The 14,750-nt window shown below is 71.3% G+C and carries 15 protein-coding genes; 11 read left to right on the forward strand and 4 right to left on the reverse strand.

Going from position 1 to position 14,750, the window contains the following annotated elements; all coding sequences use genetic code 11:
• Nucleotides 1-487 precede the first annotated feature (487 nt).
• Complete coding sequence (locus ABZ070_RS11910) at nucleotides 488-1,825, forward strand: transcriptional regulator (RefSeq protein WP_356632575.1); 1,338 nt, start codon at nucleotides 488-490, stop codon at nucleotides 1,823-1,825.
• A gap of 51 nt (nucleotides 1,826-1,876) precedes the next feature.
• Entirely contained in the window at nucleotides 1,877-2,407 is a 531-nt protein-coding gene (locus tag ABZ070_RS11915) for an NUDIX domain-containing protein (RefSeq protein WP_356632577.1), read from the forward strand.
• Between the two features lie 50 nt (nucleotides 2,408-2,457).
• Here the strand turns inward: ABZ070_RS11915 and ABZ070_RS11920 are convergent, their stop codons facing one another.
• Nucleotides 2,458-3,318 carry a 3-hydroxybutyryl-CoA dehydrogenase gene (locus ABZ070_RS11920; RefSeq protein WP_356632579.1) on the reverse strand — a complete coding sequence of 287 codons (861 nt, stop codon included), beginning with the start codon at nucleotides 3,316-3,318 and terminating at the stop codon, nucleotides 2,458-2,460.
• Between the two features lie 173 nt (nucleotides 3,319-3,491).
• On the opposite strand from ABZ070_RS11920, the gene ABZ070_RS11925 reads away from it, so the two are divergent.
• The gene (locus tag ABZ070_RS11925; RefSeq protein WP_356632581.1) at nucleotides 3,492-4,754 is read left to right on the forward strand and encodes a family 10 glycosylhydrolase; all 1,263 of its coding nucleotides are present in this window, start codon (nucleotides 3,492-3,494) and stop codon (nucleotides 4,752-4,754) included.
• Between the two features lie 15 nt (nucleotides 4,755-4,769).
• On the opposite strand, the gene ABZ070_RS11930 is transcribed toward ABZ070_RS11925, so the two are convergent.
• Nucleotides 4,770-4,961: a DUF1918 domain-containing protein gene (locus ABZ070_RS11930; protein ID WP_356632583.1), complete on the reverse strand. Its 192-nt coding sequence runs from the start codon at nucleotides 4,959-4,961 to the stop codon at nucleotides 4,770-4,772.
• 103 nt (nucleotides 4,962-5,064) lie between these two features.
• Nucleotides 5,065-5,961: a DMT family transporter gene (locus ABZ070_RS11935; RefSeq protein WP_356632585.1), complete on the reverse strand. Its 897-nt coding sequence runs from the start codon at nucleotides 5,959-5,961 to the stop codon at nucleotides 5,065-5,067.
• Here ABZ070_RS11935 and ABZ070_RS11940 point away from each other — a divergent pair.
• The 3 genes from ABZ070_RS11940 (at nucleotide 5,960) to ABZ070_RS11950 (ending at nucleotide 8,568) form a co-directional block, all read left to right on the forward strand.
• Nucleotides 5,960-7,396 (forward strand): PLP-dependent aminotransferase family protein, encoded by a 1,437-nt coding sequence (locus ABZ070_RS11940; protein ID WP_356632587.1) that lies wholly within the window; start codon nucleotides 5,960-5,962, stop codon nucleotides 7,394-7,396. The two genes, ABZ070_RS11935 and ABZ070_RS11940, sit on opposite strands and share 2 nt — an antisense overlap.
• A gap of 112 nt (nucleotides 7,397-7,508) precedes the next feature.
• Nucleotides 7,509-7,961, forward strand: a complete 453-nt coding sequence (locus ABZ070_RS11945) for a GNAT family N-acetyltransferase (RefSeq protein WP_356632589.1) — start codon at nucleotides 7,509-7,511, stop codon at nucleotides 7,959-7,961.
• 31 nt (nucleotides 7,962-7,992) lie between these two features.
• Nucleotides 7,993-8,568 (forward strand): histidine phosphatase family protein, encoded by a 576-nt coding sequence (locus ABZ070_RS11950; protein ID WP_356632591.1) that lies wholly within the window; start codon nucleotides 7,993-7,995, stop codon nucleotides 8,566-8,568.
• Nucleotides 8,569-8,664: 96 nt separating this feature from the next.
• Here ABZ070_RS11950 and ABZ070_RS11955 read toward each other — a convergent pair whose 3' ends face one another.
• Nucleotides 8,665-9,486, reverse strand: a complete 822-nt coding sequence (locus ABZ070_RS11955; RefSeq protein ID WP_356632593.1) for a LysR substrate-binding domain-containing protein — start codon at nucleotides 9,484-9,486, stop codon at nucleotides 8,665-8,667.
• A 58-nt stretch (nucleotides 9,487-9,544) separates the two neighbouring features.
• Between ABZ070_RS11955 and ABZ070_RS11960 the strand changes: the two genes are divergently transcribed.
• The 5 genes from ABZ070_RS11960 (at nucleotide 9,545) to ABZ070_RS11980 (ending at nucleotide 14,744) form a co-directional block, all read left to right on the forward strand.
• Nucleotides 9,545-9,949 (forward strand): DUF5997 family protein, encoded by a 405-nt coding sequence (locus tag ABZ070_RS11960; RefSeq protein WP_356632595.1) that lies wholly within the window; start codon nucleotides 9,545-9,547, stop codon nucleotides 9,947-9,949.
• A 505-nt stretch (nucleotides 9,950-10,454) separates the two neighbouring features.
• Nucleotides 10,455-11,483, forward strand: a complete 1,029-nt coding sequence (gene argC / locus ABZ070_RS11965) for an N-acetyl-gamma-glutamyl-phosphate reductase (RefSeq protein WP_356632597.1) — start codon at nucleotides 10,455-10,457, stop codon at nucleotides 11,481-11,483.
• Nucleotides 11,480-12,631, forward strand: a complete 1,152-nt coding sequence (gene argJ, locus ABZ070_RS11970) for a bifunctional glutamate N-acetyltransferase/amino-acid acetyltransferase ArgJ (RefSeq protein ID WP_356632599.1) — start codon at nucleotides 11,480-11,482, stop codon at nucleotides 12,629-12,631. Before argC ends, argJ begins: the two co-directional genes overlap by 4 nt.
• Entirely contained in the window at nucleotides 12,628-13,542 is a 915-nt protein-coding gene (argB, locus tag ABZ070_RS11975; protein WP_356632601.1) for an acetylglutamate kinase, read from the forward strand. The genes argJ and argB overlap by 4 nt, the downstream gene beginning before the upstream one ends.
• A complete protein-coding gene (locus ABZ070_RS11980; protein ID WP_356632603.1) occupies nucleotides 13,539-14,744 on the forward strand; it encodes an acetylornithine transaminase in 1,206 nt (401 codons plus the stop codon). The genes argB and ABZ070_RS11980 overlap by 4 nt, the downstream gene beginning before the upstream one ends.
• Nucleotides 14,745-14,750 lie beyond the last annotated feature (6 nt).

Below are 14,750 nucleotides of genomic sequence, written 5' to 3' on the forward strand. Positions count from 1 at the left end.
GCCGGCGGGGCTGGATTTCGCGGAGCGAAGTCAGCCCGTCCGGCGATTGAGGACACCGCGCGAAGCGCGGTACGGGGCCCGGGGCCTGCCCCGGTTCGGGAAGGGGCGGGGTGGGGAAAAGCGCCCCGCGCAGCGGCCCCGCCCCCGCCACGCGAAACGGCGCGGGCCGGAGGGGGAAGCCGGTCCGCGCCGTGCGAGGGGCGGCCCGGGAAGGGACCGAAGGACCGGCCGGGTCCGCCCGCGGCCTGGCGCCGCCCGTCCTGCCGCGGAGTGTCGGGCAGATCAGCAGGACGGACGACGCAGTGGGGCCGCCGCACTGTACGAGGGGGAGCCGGCGGCCCGGCCGCCTCTGTGAGAGGCAGTTCAGTCAACCGGCCCACCGTGCACGGCGGGAGAGGACGCAAGGCGCAGAAAAGCGCACTTGTTTCACACCCCGTGCGAATCGGCCTCTACTACGCTGAGCGGACCGAGTCATCGGAGGGGGCCCATGCAGCCCAACACCCAGCTCGACGCCCTGCTCGACGAGGCGGGCATCTCCCACGCCGGCCTCGCCGTGCGCGTCAACGCCGCGGGCCGGGCGCGAGGGCTGTCGCTGCGTTACGAACACACCGCCGTGGGACGGTGGTTGAAAGGCCAGCGGCCGCGCGGCCAGGTCCCCGACCTGATCTGCGAGGTGCTGGCAGACCGGCTGCACCGTGTGGTCACACTCGACGACATCGGTCTCGGTGTGCCGGAGCGTGCCGCGCCGCAGAGTTCGTCGCTGTCGGGGTTCGTCGATCGCGCCACCGCTCTGTGGCGCTTCGACGAGCAGCAGCGGCCGCATACCATCGGGGCGCCCGCGGTGACGGGCACGCCCGCCGTGATGCCGGTGTGGGAGTGGGAGAACCCGCCGGAGGACGCGGACGTCTCCCGCAGCGGCCGGACCAGCGTGAGCATGGCCGACATAGAGATGCTGCGGGCCGCCCGCGCGCACTACGAGCTGATGTACCGCAGGGCGGGCGGCATCGCGACCCGTTCGCGCATCGTCGGCTTCCTCAACGCGGAGACGGCCCCGCTGCTGCGCGGCTCGTACGACAACGAGCTGGGCCGCCAACTGCACCGCGCCGCCGGAGGACTTGTGTCGGTGGCAGGCATCTGCGCCTACGACTCCGACGCGCACGGCCTCGCCCAGCGCTACTTCCACCAGGCGCTGCGGTTGGCCAAGGCGAGCGGTGACCGGGGGCTGGGCGCCTATGTGATCGCGCTGCTGGTCAACCAGTCGCTGTTCATGGCGGAGCACCGGCAGGCGGTCGCCTTCGCGGAGACGGCGCTGCGGTCCGCCGGCCGGCAGCTCACCCCGGCGCTCGCCGCCGACCTGTACGCGATGCAGGCCAAGGCGTACGCCCATCTCGGCGACGGCCCGAGCGCTTTCACCTGCATCCGGCGCGCCGAGTCGGAGGCGGAGCGGATCAGGCCGGGGAGCGAACCGGACGAGACCGGCTACGTCCAGCCCGGCCTGGTCAACGTCCAGGTCGCGGAGGCGCTGCTGAGCCTCGGTGACCTCGGAGCGGCCAGGGAGCACGCGACTGCCGCTGTCGGCACACCGGCGCACGACCGCGGCCGGGTCCACCGGCTCGCCATGCTCACCCAGATCGAGCTGTGCCTGGGCGAGGCGGACCGGGCGGCGAGAACGGCGGCGGAGATGGTGGAGCGGGCCCGGGGGATGGAGTCGCAGCGTCTGCGGGACCGGCTGCGGGCCGTGCGCCGGCACCTGGCGGCGAGCGGCTGCGCGGAAGCCGAAGGGGCGGCCGGACTCATCGACGGAGCCCTGCGCGTTCCCCTCTGACCGAGCTCCTGCTGCCATGTTGCCATCTACTCGTCGGAAGGTGGCAGAAACGTGCAGTGGACGAACTTAAGTGAACAAACCGTCTATGAGAACCGCTGGTTCAGGGTCAATCTCGCGGATGTCGAGCTGCCCGACGGCCGACATCTGGACCACTTCCTCATCCGGCTGCGGCCAGTGGCTGTCGCGACCGCCGTCAACGAGTCCAACGAGGTGCTGATGCTCTTCAGGCACCGCTTTATCACCGACAGCTGGGGATGGGAACTCGCGGCGGGTGTCGTCGAGGACGGCGAGGACATCGCCGCCGCGGCGGCGAGGGAGATGGAGGAGGAGACGGGCTGGCGGCCCGGCCCCCTCCGGCACCTGCTGACCGTGGAGCCGTCCAACGGCCTCACCGACGCCCGCCACCATCTCTACTGGGCCGACGACGCCACCTACATCGGCCACCCCGAGGACGACTTCGAGTCGTCCCGCCGCGAGTGGATACCGCTGAAACTGGTGCCCGACATGATCGCCCGCGGCGAGGTCCCGGCCGCCAACATGGCGGCCGGGCTGCTGATGCTGCACCATCTGCGGCTCGGCTGACCGCCGGGCGGCTCGGCCGACACCCTGCGGCCCGGCGGCACTCGGGTGTGTCAGGAGTACGGGTAGAACCCGGCGCCCGTCTTGCGGCCGAGCCGGCCCGCGTCCACCATCCGCTGCAGCAGCGGGGGAGCGGCGTACAGCGGCTCCTTGAACTCGGCGTACATGCTGTCGGCGACCGAGGCCACCGTGTCGAGGCCGATCAGGTCCGAGAGCTTCAGCGGGCCCATGGGGTGGGCGCAGCCCATCTCCATCCCGTTGTCGATGTCCTCGCGCGAGGCGATCCCGGACTCGAACATCCGGATCGCGGAGAGCAGGTACGGAATGAGCAGGGCGTTCACCACGAAGCCCGAGCGGTCCTGGGCGCGGATCGGGTGCTTGTCCAGCACCTGCTGCACCACGGCCTCGGAGCGCTTGATCGTCTCCTCGGAGGTGGTCAGCGCGGGGATCAGCTCGACGAGCTTCTGCACCGGGGCGGGGTTGAAGAAGTGGATGCCGATGACCTGGTCCGGCCGCGAGGTCGCGACGGCCAGCTTGACCAGCGGGATGGAGGAGGTGTTGGAGGCGAGGATCGCGTCCTGGCGGGTCACCACCTGGTCCAGCACCTGGAAGATCTCGGTCTTGACCTGCTCGTTCTCCACGACGGCCTCGACGACGAGATCGCGGTCGGCGAACTCCCCGAGGTCGGTCGTGAAGCTCAGCCGCTCCAGGGTGGCGTCGCGCTCCTCCTCCGTGATCTTGCCGCGTTCGGCGGCCTTGGAGAGGGAGTTGTACAGCCGGGTGCGACCGATCTCCAGGGCCTCGCCCGTGGTCTCGGCCACCTTCACCTCGAGTCCGCTGCGGGCGCACACCTCCGCGATGCCCGCGCCCATCTGGCCGCAACCCACCACTCCGACGCGTGCAATGTCGGCCATTGAGTCCGTCACCTCGTGCCTTTCGCTGATCCTTCGGCCGGCAGGTCCCCCGTATGGTTCCGGCGCCCGCCCGACTCCCCGACGTTACTCCGGATGTGTGGGTGCTCGAGCCCCCGGGGCGGGCATGCTCTGCGGATACGACGGCTGACACCGAGCCCGACAGGGGTGGATACATGGGGCGTATCGGTAGAAGAGGATTCGTGATCACTGCGGCCGGGGCGCTCGCCGGCCTCGCGACGACCGGGGATGCGGCAGCACGCACAGCGGCCGACGCCGCTCCCCGGGCCTTGGGCAGCGGGCGGGCGGCCAAGCGGGAGTTCCGCGGCATGTGGCTCGCCACCGTGGGCAACCGCGACTGGCCCTCGCAACCGGGCCATACGGCCGCCCGGCAGCGCTCGGAACTGCTCGCATACCTCGACACCGCCGTGGAGCGCCGACTGAACGCCGTGGTCTTCCAGGTCCGGCCCACTGCGGACGCCCTGTGGCCGTCGCCGTACGAGCCGTGGAGCCAGTACCTGACGGGCGTCCAGGGCCAGGACCCCGGCTGGGACCCGCTCCGCACGGCGGTACGCGAAGCCCATCGGCGCGCGCTGGAGCTGCACGCCTGGTTCAACCCGTACCGAGTGGCCAATCACACGGACCCGTCCCGGCTGATCGAGACCCATCCGGCCCGGCGGCACCCGGAATGGACCGTCGCTTACGGCGGAAAGCTCTACTACAACCCCGGCATCCCGGAGGTCCGGCGCTTCGTCCAGGACGCGATGATGGACGCCGTCGTGCGCTACGACATCGACGCGGTCCACTTCGACGACTACTTCTACCCGTACCCCGTCGCCGACCAGGTCTTCGACGACGACGCGACCTTCGCCCGGTACGGCGACGGCTTCACCGACAAAGCGGCCTGGCGCCGGGACAACATCAACCGGCTCGTACGGGAGATGTCGGCACGGATCAAAGCGGCGAAGAAACACGTCCGCTTCGGGATCAGCCCCTTCGGGGTGTGGCGCAACGCCACCACGGATCCGCTCGGCTCCCGTACGGCGGCAGGCGTGCAGACCTACGACGATCTGCACGCCGACACCCGGCACTGGGTCAAGGAGGGCTGGATCGACTACGTCGTCCCCCAGGTCTACTGGAACATGGGTTTCCCCGCCGCGGACTACTCGGCGCTCGTGCCCTGGTGGGCGGATGTGGCGAGCGGCACGGGCGTCGACCTGTACATCGGGGAGGCCCTGTACAAGGTCGGCGTGCCCAGCCAGCCGGAGGCCTGGCAGGACCCGGCGGAACTCTCCCGGCACCTCACGTACGCCAAGAAGTACGCGACGGTGCGCGGCCACTGCTTCTTCTCCGCGATGGAGGTTGTGGCGGACCCACTCGGGGCGATGACCAGGGTGGTGGCCGATCACTACCCGACCAGGGTCCGGCCGCCCGCCTGACGTGCGGACTGAAGCTCAGGTCTTCTCGTGGTGCCTGACGACGGTGTCGGGTCCGGGGGACATCAGCGCCTCGTGCCCGTCCTCGAAGCGGACGCGGAACGGCGGATTGCCCCCCTGGCCCAGCACCTCGACGACTTCGGCGACCTTGTCGTGCTGGCCCACTGTCCGGCCGTGCACCAGCAGCGTGTCGCCCACGTTGGCTTGCATCGGGAGTGACCTCCTCGAAGCGGCTCGATATGTCATTGGTCCGTTTCCGGTCTCTGTTCGAGTCTACGGCCGAGGGGGCCCGCCGCACCTCCACCGGGCGGCTTCAGGTGCGGGCGCGCTGGGTGACCGCGATGCACACCAGGACCGCGACGGCGGCCGGCGGCGCCGCGGGCGAGAGCGCCTCGCCGAGCAGCAGCACCGACCAGACCAGGGTGAGCAGCGGCTGGGCGAGCTGGAGCTGGCTCGCCTTGCTGATGCCGATCTCGGCCATCCCGCGGTACCAGACGTACAGGCCGAAGAACGTGGATCCGGCGGCCACCCACACCAGTCCGACGACGCCGTGGGCGCTGAGCCGGACCGGTTCGTACGCCAGCGCCACCGCGGAGCCCGCGAGGGCGAGCGGCAGGCAGAGGATCAGCGCCCAGCCGATGACGTGCCAGCCCGGCATCCACTGTGCGAGCCGGCCGCCCTCGGTGTAGCCCGCGGCGCACACCAGCAGCGCGCCGAACAGGTACAGGTCCCCGGCGTGCAGCGTCCCGCCGCTCTGCTGCACCGTGAAAGCGATCACCACGGCGGCGCCGGCGAGTGCCGCCGCCCAGAACGTACGCGACGGCCGGCGGCCGGTGCGCAGCGCCGCGAAGGCGGCCGTGGTCAATGGCAGCAGACCCACGACCACGGCGGCGTGCGAGGAGGTGGACGTCTGCAGGGCGAGCGTCGTCAGCAGGGGGAAGCCCACGACCACACCCGCGGCGACCGTCGCGAGACCGGCCCAGTGGCGGCGTTCCGGAAGCGGCACGCGCATCGCCAGCAGGAACGTGCCGGCGACCACCGCCGCGAGCACGCTGCGCACCGAGACCAGGGACCAGGGACCGAAACTCTCCAGCCCCCACACCGTGGAAGGGAAGGTCAGCGAGAAGGCGACGACGCCCAGTACGGCGAGGAGGATGCCGCTGCTGACCGCTATCGGGGATGCGGGAGTAGCGCTATCCTGTGCTGTCATGCAAGAGCGTAGCAGTGTGGCGGAACTGGCGTACTCCCTGAAAAGAGAGCTCGACCGCTACCCGGTGGGTGGAAAGCTTCCTTCGAGCCGGGCCCTGGTCGAGCGCTACCGGGTGTCCCCGGTGACCGTCTCTCGCGCTCTCGCCCAACTTGCCGCGGAAGGGCTCGTCGTCACCCGGCCCGGTGCGGGGGCCTACCGAGCCCAGCAGCGCCCCGACACCCCGACCGCCCCGGACACCTCCTGGCAGGAGGTGTCCCTCAGCGCCGACTCCGCAACGGAGATCGTGCCGCGGGCGGTGGACGCCTCCGGGGTGCTGGTCACCCTCGCCGCGCCGCCGCCCGGCGTCGTCGAGTTCAACGGCGGCTACCTGCATCCGTCCCTCCAGCCGGAGCGCGCCATGGCCGTCGCCCTCGCGCGGGCCGGGCGCCGCCCCGGCGCGTGGGGCCGCCCGCCCGTCGACGGCCTGCCCGAACTACGGGAATGGTTCGCCCGCGGCCTCGGCGACAGTGTCACCGCGGCCGATGTCCTGATCACCGCGGGAGGCCAGTCCGCGCTGACCACCGCGCTGCGCGCACTCGCCCCGCCCGGCGCGCCCGTCCTCGTCGAGTCGCCCACCTATCCGGGCATGCTGGCCATCGCCCGCGCAGCCGGACTGCGGCCCGTGCCGGTGCCCGTCGACGCGGACGGCGTACGGCCGGACCTGCTCGCCGCCGCTTTCAGGGCCACCGGCGCACGAGTCTTCGTCTGCCAGCCCCTCTTCCAGAACCCGACGGGCGCCGTCCTCGCCCCCGGGCGCAGGACCGACGTCCTGCGCATCGCCCGCGAAGCAGGCGCCTTCGTCGTCGAGGACGACTTCGCCCGTCGGCTCGTCCACAGCGACGCGGGCGCACTGCCGCCGCCGCTCGCCGCGGACGACCACGACGGGGTCGTCGTCCACGTCAGCTCGCTCACCAAGGCGACATCGCCCAGTCTGCGGGTGGGGGTGCTCGCCGCCCGCGGCCCCGTCCTCGAACGACTGCGCGCCATCCACGTCGTCGACACCTTCTTCGTCCCGCGCCCCCTCCAGGAAGCCGCCCTCGAACTGGTCGGCGCGCCCGCGTGGAGCCGCCATCTGCGCACGGTGGCAGACGAACTGAAGACCCGTCGGGACACCATGACCGCGGCCCTGCGGCTCGAGCTGCCCGAACTGACCCTGCCCCGCATCCCTTCCGGCGGCTACCACCTGTGGCTGCGGCTGCCCGACGGTGCGGAGGAGGCCGCACTCGTCGCAGCGGCCCTGCGTGCCGGCGTCGCCGTGGCCCCAGGCCGCCCCTACTTCTGTGCCGAAGCCCCCGCCGGGCACATCCGGTTGAGCTTCGCAGGCGTGGCAGGCCCCGTGGAAATCGTGGAAGGCGTCCGCAGACTGCGCACGGCATGTGACGAAGCACTGCACTGACGCCGTCTGCCGCAAGGCGCGGCCGAGGTCGCTCGCCGGGGAAACGCGGACGGCGCCGCCCGCCGGTGAAACGCCGCTGACAAGCTCTGCGCCCCTGTGCGAGCCTCCTGCCATGAGCGACACGGTCCACGGCGCGTACACGATCTCCACCGACCCCGGCCGCCTGGACGCGGACCGCGTCCACCACTGGCTCTCCACCGACGCCTACTGGGCGATCGGCCGCAGCCGTGAGACGCACGACCGGGCCGTCGGCGCGTCGCTCAACTTCGGCGCCTACGAAACGTCCACGGGAGAAATGGCTGGTTACGCGCGCGTCGTCACCGACCACGCCGTCTTCGCCTATCTGTGCGACGTCTACATCGACCGGCCCGCCCGCGGCGGCGGGCTCGGCACCGCCCTCGTCACCGCCGTCCGCGACCACCTCGCGGCCCTCGGCGTGCGCCGGGTCCTGCTCACCACCGACGACGCCCATGGCGTCTACGAGAAGATCGGCTTCAAAACTCTCGCGCACCCCGGGGACTGGCTGGTGTTCCCGTTCCAGCAGCCCCCGTCGGCGACCCCTTGACCTGCGAGGCATTGGCCAGCACCATCACGCCATGAGTGTCCGGGTCACATTGGTCGCCGCCGCGCGTACCTCCTCGTTGCTCACCGAGCGCTTCGACGACGACCGGCCCCTCGACCAGGCAGGCTGGCACGAGGTGCAGCTCGCCGCCCACGCCCTCGTACCCCTCAGCGCCGCCGAGCTGCGCTACTGCTCACCGACCGCGCGCAGCCGGGCCACCGGCGACGCCCTCGGCTTCGCACCGCTGGCCCAGCCCGCGCTGCGCGACTGCGACATGGGCCGCTGGCGCGGCCTCACCCTCGCCGAGGTCACCGCCAGGGAGCCCGCCGCCGTCGACGCGTGGCTCGCCGATCCGCGCAGCGCGCCGCACGGCGGGGAACCGTTGCTCGCCTTCATCTCCCGCATAGGGGGCTGGCTGGACACCCGCCCCGCCGACGCCGCCGGCTCCATCGTCGCCGTGACCGAGCCCGCTGTCGTACGGGCGGCCTTCGTGTACGCGCTGAGAGCGCATCCCTCGATGTACTGGAACGTGGACGCCCGCCCGCTGTCGACGGTGACGCTGACCGGCACACCCGGCCGCTGGAACCTCCGGCTGGAAGCGGCGGCCTGAATCCGTCAGCTCTCTCCCCCGAGGCCGCGCGGCTCTCCGCGAGCGACTCACGCCTGGGCCGCGGGAAGGCTGCCTCCGCCGCGGTCCCGGCCTCCACTACGACCGGCGTCGGGGCTTGCCGCGCTTGCCCGCCTTGGGGCCGCCGGAACCGCTGCGCGGATTCTTGCCGGCCGCCTTGCCCGCCGACCTGCCTGCGGCCTTGCCCGTGGCCGGCTTGCCCCCGGACGCCTTGCCCGCGGCGGGCTTTTGCCGTGCGCCGCCCGTATCCGGGCGCTTGTCCTTCGGCTGCGCAGCGCCGGCGGCCTGGGTGCGGCCCCGTGAGCTGTTGACCGTCCGCCCGCGGACGATGCCGATGAAGTCCTCCACCAGGTCCGTGGTCTCGTCCTCCGGCCAGGACAGCGCGACGCGAGACTCGGGAGCGTCGTTCACCGGACGGTAGGTGAGGTCCTTGCGGTGGTGGAGACGCGCGAGCGACTGCGGGACGACGAGGAGGCCGACCCCGGCCGCCACCAGCTCGATCGCATCCGCCGTCGTGGCGGGGCGCTCGTTGGCGGGCCGCCCCGGAGGGCGTTCCCAGTCGAGGGTGTCGTCGAGGGGGTGGAGCACGATGTCGTCGGCAAGATCGGCTGCGGAGACCTCGTCGACCGCCGCGACCACGTGATCCTTCGGGACCACGACGACCGTCGTCTCGGTGTAGAGGGGGATCGCGCTGAAGTCCGTACGGTCGATCGGCAGCCGCACGAACCCCGCGTCCGCGCCGCCGCCGCGCAGCACCTCGGTGGCTTCGGCGGCGGACACCGAGACCAGCGTCAGTGGGATGTCGGGCAGCCGCTCGTTCCAGATCCGCACCCACTTGGTCGGCGTCACGCCCGGAACATAGGCCAGCCGGAACGAAGGGGGTACTTCCGAGCCTGTCACGCCGCCAGGTTACCGGTCGTGGTCGGAGGTGGCGCACACGCTCGATACCCTTGACACCATGACGTCGCACCAGACCACCCAGACCATGAAGCCCGCGACCGCGGCGAAGAAGCTGGGTGTGTACCTCGAGGCCACCCCTGCCGAGTTCCAGGAGGGCGTCGTCTCGCGCGCCGAGCTGAGTGCGCTCCAGGCCGACCCGCCCGAGTGGCTCCAGGAACTCCGGCGCAACGGCCCGCACCCCCGGCCGGTGGTCGCGGCGAAGCTGGGCATCTCCATCTCGGGCCTCGCCCGCGGCGGTGTGACGGAGCCCCTCACCACCGAGCAGATCGAGGAGCTCAAGGCGGAATGTCCCGGGTGGCTGCGGCAGGAGCGCGCCACGCAGGTCGAGGTCCGCAAGGAAGCGGTGCGGATCAAGGAGAAGAACGCGGCGCGGGCCGACAGGCCCGATCAGCCGCGTTCCTGACCCCGAGCTCCGGGCCGGCAGCGGCGCGGAGCCCGGGATCCAACCGCACAAGCAGGAGAACGAGACCCCCGCCGTCCATGTCGGACCCGGGGGTTTCGCCGCATCCGAGCACCGGGAGACGCGGTGCGCGCGGCAAAACGAACCGTACGCGCCGTGAACCGGCTCACCGAGCAGTGGGCGATTGCGTGGACGGGGCGCGGCGGGACCGCTCTCCGCTCTTTCCGCCACGCATCTGCGGCCGCTGCTCGCGTTCGTCGCGCACGCTGCTGACCGACCGGCGCGGAGAGAACCCGAGGACGCGAGCGGGCTGCCCCGCCGCCGAGGCTGCCGGAGCCGTGCGCGACGACATCGAAGCCCGGCCGGCCGCTCCGCTCGCCGGCGCCGGCCGTCCGGCCGGTGCGCCGGGTCTCGGCGAGGGCCCCTGCCATGCGCCCGCCGCCCGAGCACTCATTGCATAAAACTGCGGCTATGCGTATAGTCATGCCATCGATGAGGAGGACATTCGATGACGGTACGAGCAGCAGTAGCAGGGGCGAGCGGGTATGCGGGCGGGGAGCTGCTCCGGCTGCTCCTGGCCCACCCGCAGGTCGATATCGGCGCCCTGACCGGCAACTCCAATGCCGGCCAACCGCTCGGCTCGCTGCAGCCGCACCTGCTGCCGCTGGCCGGGCGGGTGCTCCAACCGACGACCGCCGAGGTGCTCGCCGGTCATGACGTCGTGTTCCTCGCGCTCCCGCACGGACAGTCCGCCGCGGTCGCCGAGCAGTTCGGTGACGATGTGCTCGTCATCGACATGGGTGCCGACTTCCGGCTGAAGGACGCGGCCGACTGGGAGAGCTTCTACGGCTCCGAGCACGCCGGTACCTGGCCCTACGGCCTGCCCGAACTGCCGGGTGCCCGCGCCGCGCTGGAGGGGTCCAAGCGTGTCGCGGTGCCCGGCTGCTATCCCACCGCCGTCTCGCTCGCCCTGTTCCCCGCCTATCAGGCCGGTATCGCCGAGCCCGAGGCCGTGATCACCGCCGCCACCGGCACCTCCGGCGCGGGCAAGGCGCTCAAGCCGCATCTGCTCGGCTCGGAGGTCATGGGCTCCATGAGCCCGTACGGCGTCGGCGGCGGCCACCGTCATACGCCCGAGATGATCCAGAACCTGAGCGCGGTCGCGGGGGAGCGGGTCAGCGTCTCCTTCACCCCCACCCTCGCACCCATGGCCCGCGGCATCCTCGCCACCTGCTCCGTCAAGGCGAAGCCGGGCACGACCGCGAACGACGTACGCGCCGCGTACGAGAAGGCGCTGGCCGACGAGGAGTTCGTGCACCTGCTGCCGGAGGGCCAGTGGCCCGCCACCGCCTCCGTCTACGGATCGAACGCCGTCCAGATCCAGGTCGCGTACGACGAGAACGCCGGCCGGGTCATCGCGATCAGCGCCATCGACAACCTCACGAAGGGCACCGCCGGCGGCGCGGTGCAGAGCATGAACATCGCCCTCGGACTCCCCGAGAGCACCGGTCTTTCCACGATTGGAGTTGCGCCGTGAGCGTGACCGCAGCGAAGGGATTCACGGCAGCGGGCATCGCCGCCGGAATCAAGGCGAACGGCAACCCGGACCTGGCCCTCGTGGTCAACGAGGGGCCCCGCCGCGCCGCCGCGGGCGTCTTCACGTCCAACCGCGTCAAGGCCGCCCCCGTGCTGTGGAGCGAGCAGGTACTCAAGGGCGGGGAGGTCACCGCCGTACTGCTCAACTCCGGTGGCGCCAATGCCTGTACGGGTCCCAAGGGATTCCAGGACACCCACGCCTCGGCCGAGAAGGTCGCGGACGTCCTCGGTCACAGTGCGGGCGAGGTGGCTGTCGCGTCCACCGGCCTGATCGGCGTGCTGCTCCCCATGGACAAGCTGCTCCCGGGCATCGAGCAGGCTGCCGCCCAGCTCTCCGAGCACGGCGGCGAGAAGGCCGCCATCGCCATCAAGACCACGGACACGGTGCACAAGACCGCACTCGCGCAGGGGCAGGGCTGGACCGTCGGCGGCATGGCCAAGGGGGCCGGAATGCTCGCCCCCGGTCTCGCCACCATGCTCGTCGTCCTCACCACCGACGCCGACCTCGACCACACCGCCCTCGACACGGCCCTGCGCGACGCCACGCGGCAGACCTTCGACCGGGTCGACTCCGACGGTTGCATGTCCACCAACGACACCGTGCTGCTGCTCGCCTCCGGTGCCAGCGGCGTCGTCCCGGCACCCGACGAGTTCGCCGAAGCCGTTCGGGCCGTCTGCGACGACCTCGCCCGGCAGCTGATCGGCGACGCGGAAGGCGCCAGCAAGGACATCCGCATCGAGGTGATCAACGCCGCAACGGAGGACGACGCCGTCGAGGTCGGCCGCTCCATCGCCCGTAACAACCTCCTCAAGTGCGCCATCCACGGCGAGGACCCCAACTGGGGCCGGGTGCTGTCCGCGATCGGCACCACCGGCGCCGCCTTTGAGCCCGACCAGCTGAACGTCGCCATCAACGGCGTCTGGGTCTGCAAGAACGGCTCCCTCGGCGAGGACCGCGACCTCGTCGACATGCGCTTCCGCGAGGTCCGGATCACCGCCGACCTCGCCGCCGGGTCCGAGTCCGCCGTCATCTGGGCCAACGACCTCACCGCCGACTACGTCCACGAGAACAGCGCGTACAGCTCATGAGCACTGCCCAGAGTCCGACCCGGAAGCACACCGCCCTGCCCAAGGCCCAGATCCTCATCGAGGCGCTGCCCTGGCTCACCCGCCACAACGGCAAGATCGTCGTCATCAAGTTCGGCGGCAACGCCATGATCGACGAAGAGCTGAAGGCCGCCTTCGCCCAGGATGTCGTCTTCCTGCGCCACGCCGGCCTCAAGCCGGTCGTCGTGCACGGCGGCGGCCCGCAGATCTCCGCCGCGCTCGACCGGCACGGCCTGGTCAGCGAGTTCAAGGCGGGCCTGCGTGTCACCACCCCCGAGGCGATGGACGTCGTACGGATGGTGCTGGCCGGGCACGTCCAGCGCGAACTGGTCGGGCTGCTCAACCGGCACGGGCCCTTCGCCGTCGGCATGACCGGCGAGGACGCCCACACGATCACCGCGACCAAGCACCAGCCCCGGATCGACGGAGAGCTCGTCGACATCGGCCGGGTCGGCGAGATCACCGAGATCGACGCCGGCGCCATCGAAGCGCTGCTCGCCGACGGCCGGATCCCGGTCATCTCCTCGATCGCCCGCTCACAGGACGACGGACATGTCTACAACGTCAATGCTGATACGGCGGCTGCGGCACTCGCTGCGGCACTGGGTGCCGAGACGCTGATGGTCCTCACCGACGTCGAGGGCCTGTACGAGGACTGGCCCAACAGCGACGAGGTGATCAGCCGGCTCACCGCCACGCAGTTGGAGAAACTGCTGCCCGACCTCTCCAGCGGCATGGTCCCCAAGATGGAGGGTTGCCTGCACGCCGTACGCAACGGGGTCAACACCGCCCGCGTGATCGACGGACGTGTGCAGCACTCGATCCTGCTGGAGATCTTCACCGACGAAGGCATCGGCACCATGGTCGTGCCCGACGGACAGGGGGAAGCATGAGTGGCAACGGCAACGAGCAGCTCGCCCAGCGGTGGCAGAGCGCCATGACCGACAACTACGGCACACCGAAGCTGTCCCTCGTCCGCGGCGAGGGCGCCAAGGTCTGGGACGCCGACGGCACCGAGTACACCGACTTCGTCGGCGGCATCGCGGTCAACGCGCTGGGCCACGCCCACCCCGCCGTCATCGAGGCGGTCACCCGCCAGATCTCCTCCCTCGGACACGTCTCCAACCTGTACGTCGCAGAGCCGCCCGTCGCGCTCGCCGAGCGGCTGCTCCAGCTCTTCGGCCGCCCCGGCCGTGTCTACTTCGCGAACTCCGGCGCCGAGGCCAACGAAGCCGCCTTCAAGATCGGGCGGCTGACGGGTCGTCATCACATGGTTGCCACCACCGGCGGTTTCCACGGCCGGACCATGGGCGCCCTCGCGCTCACCGGGCAGCCTGCCAAGCAGGGCCCGTTCCTGCCGCTGCCCTCGGACGTCACGCACGTCGCATACGGCGATGCCGAGGCGCTGCGGGAGGCGGTCACCGAGGACACCGCTTTCGTGATCATCGAGCCGATCCAGGGTGAGAACGGCGTGATCGTGCCGCCCAAGGGCTACCTCGAGGCCGCGCGCGCGATCACCCGGGCCACCGGCACCCTGCTGGTGCTCGACGAGGTGCAGACGGGCATCGGGCGGACCGGCCACTGGTTCGAGTACCAGGCCCACCAGGGCGTCGAGCCGGACATCGTCACCCTCGCCAAGGGGCTCGGCGGCGGCCTGCCCATCGGCGCCACCGTCGTCTTCGGTGAGGCGGCCGAGCTGCTCAAGCCCGGCCACCACGGCTCGACGTTCGGCGGCAATCCCGTCGCCTGCGCCGCTGGCCTCGCCGTCCTCGACACCCTTGCCGCCGACGGCGTACTCGACTCGGTCAAGCGGCTCGGCGAGAAACTGCGCGACTCGATCGAAGGCCTCGATCATCCGCTTGTCTCCCATGTCCGCGGCAGCGGCCTGCTGCTGGGTATCGTGCTCACCGAGCCCCTCGCACCCAGGGTGCAGCAGGCGGCTCAGGATGCCGGCTTCCTGGTGAACGCTCCCGCGTCCGATGTCGTACGGCTCATGCCGGCGCTGACCATCGGCGACGAAGAGGTGGACGCCCTGCTCCGGGCGCTGCCCGGCATCCTCGAGGCGAGCGGCGGGGAAGGACGATCCGGAGAATGAGACGAC

It is taken from the genome of Streptomyces sp. NPDC006283 (genome assembly GCF_040613325.1).
Classification (GTDB): Bacteria; Actinomycetota; Actinomycetes; order Streptomycetales; family Streptomycetaceae; genus Streptomyces.

Coding starts and splice junctions, on each gene's coding strand:
- argC (WP_356632597.1), top strand. CDS start 10,455: ATGACGGTACGAGCAGCAGTAGCAGGGGCGAGCGGGTATGCGGGCGGG.
- ABZ070_RS11980 (WP_356632603.1), top strand. CDS start 13,539: ATGAGTGGCAACGGCAACGAGCAGCTCGCCCAGCGGTGGCAGAGCGCC.
- argB (WP_356632601.1), top strand. CDS start 12,628: ATGAGCACTGCCCAGAGTCCGACCCGGAAGCACACCGCCCTGCCCAAG.
- ABZ070_RS11940 (WP_356632587.1), top strand. CDS start 5,960: ATGCAAGAGCGTAGCAGTGTGGCGGAACTGGCGTACTCCCTGAAAAGA.
- ABZ070_RS11925 (WP_356632581.1), top strand. CDS start 3,492: ATGGGGCGTATCGGTAGAAGAGGATTCGTGATCACTGCGGCCGGGGCG.
- ABZ070_RS11920 (WP_356632579.1), bottom strand. CDS start 3,318: ATGGCCGACATTGCACGCGTCGGAGTGGTGGGTTGCGGCCAGATGGGC.
- ABZ070_RS11910 (WP_356632575.1), top strand. CDS start 488: ATGCAGCCCAACACCCAGCTCGACGCCCTGCTCGACGAGGCGGGCATC.
- ABZ070_RS11945 (WP_356632589.1), top strand. CDS start 7,509: ATGAGCGACACGGTCCACGGCGCGTACACGATCTCCACCGACCCCGGC.
- ABZ070_RS11930 (WP_356632583.1), bottom strand. CDS start 4,961: ATGCAAGCCAACGTGGGCGACACGCTGCTGGTGCACGGCCGGACAGTG.
- ABZ070_RS11960 (WP_356632595.1), top strand. CDS start 9,545: ATGACGTCGCACCAGACCACCCAGACCATGAAGCCCGCGACCGCGGCG.
- ABZ070_RS11950 (WP_356632591.1), top strand. CDS start 7,993: ATGAGTGTCCGGGTCACATTGGTCGCCGCCGCGCGTACCTCCTCGTTG.
- ABZ070_RS11935 (WP_356632585.1), bottom strand. CDS start 5,961: ATGACAGCACAGGATAGCGCTACTCCCGCATCCCCGATAGCGGTCAGC.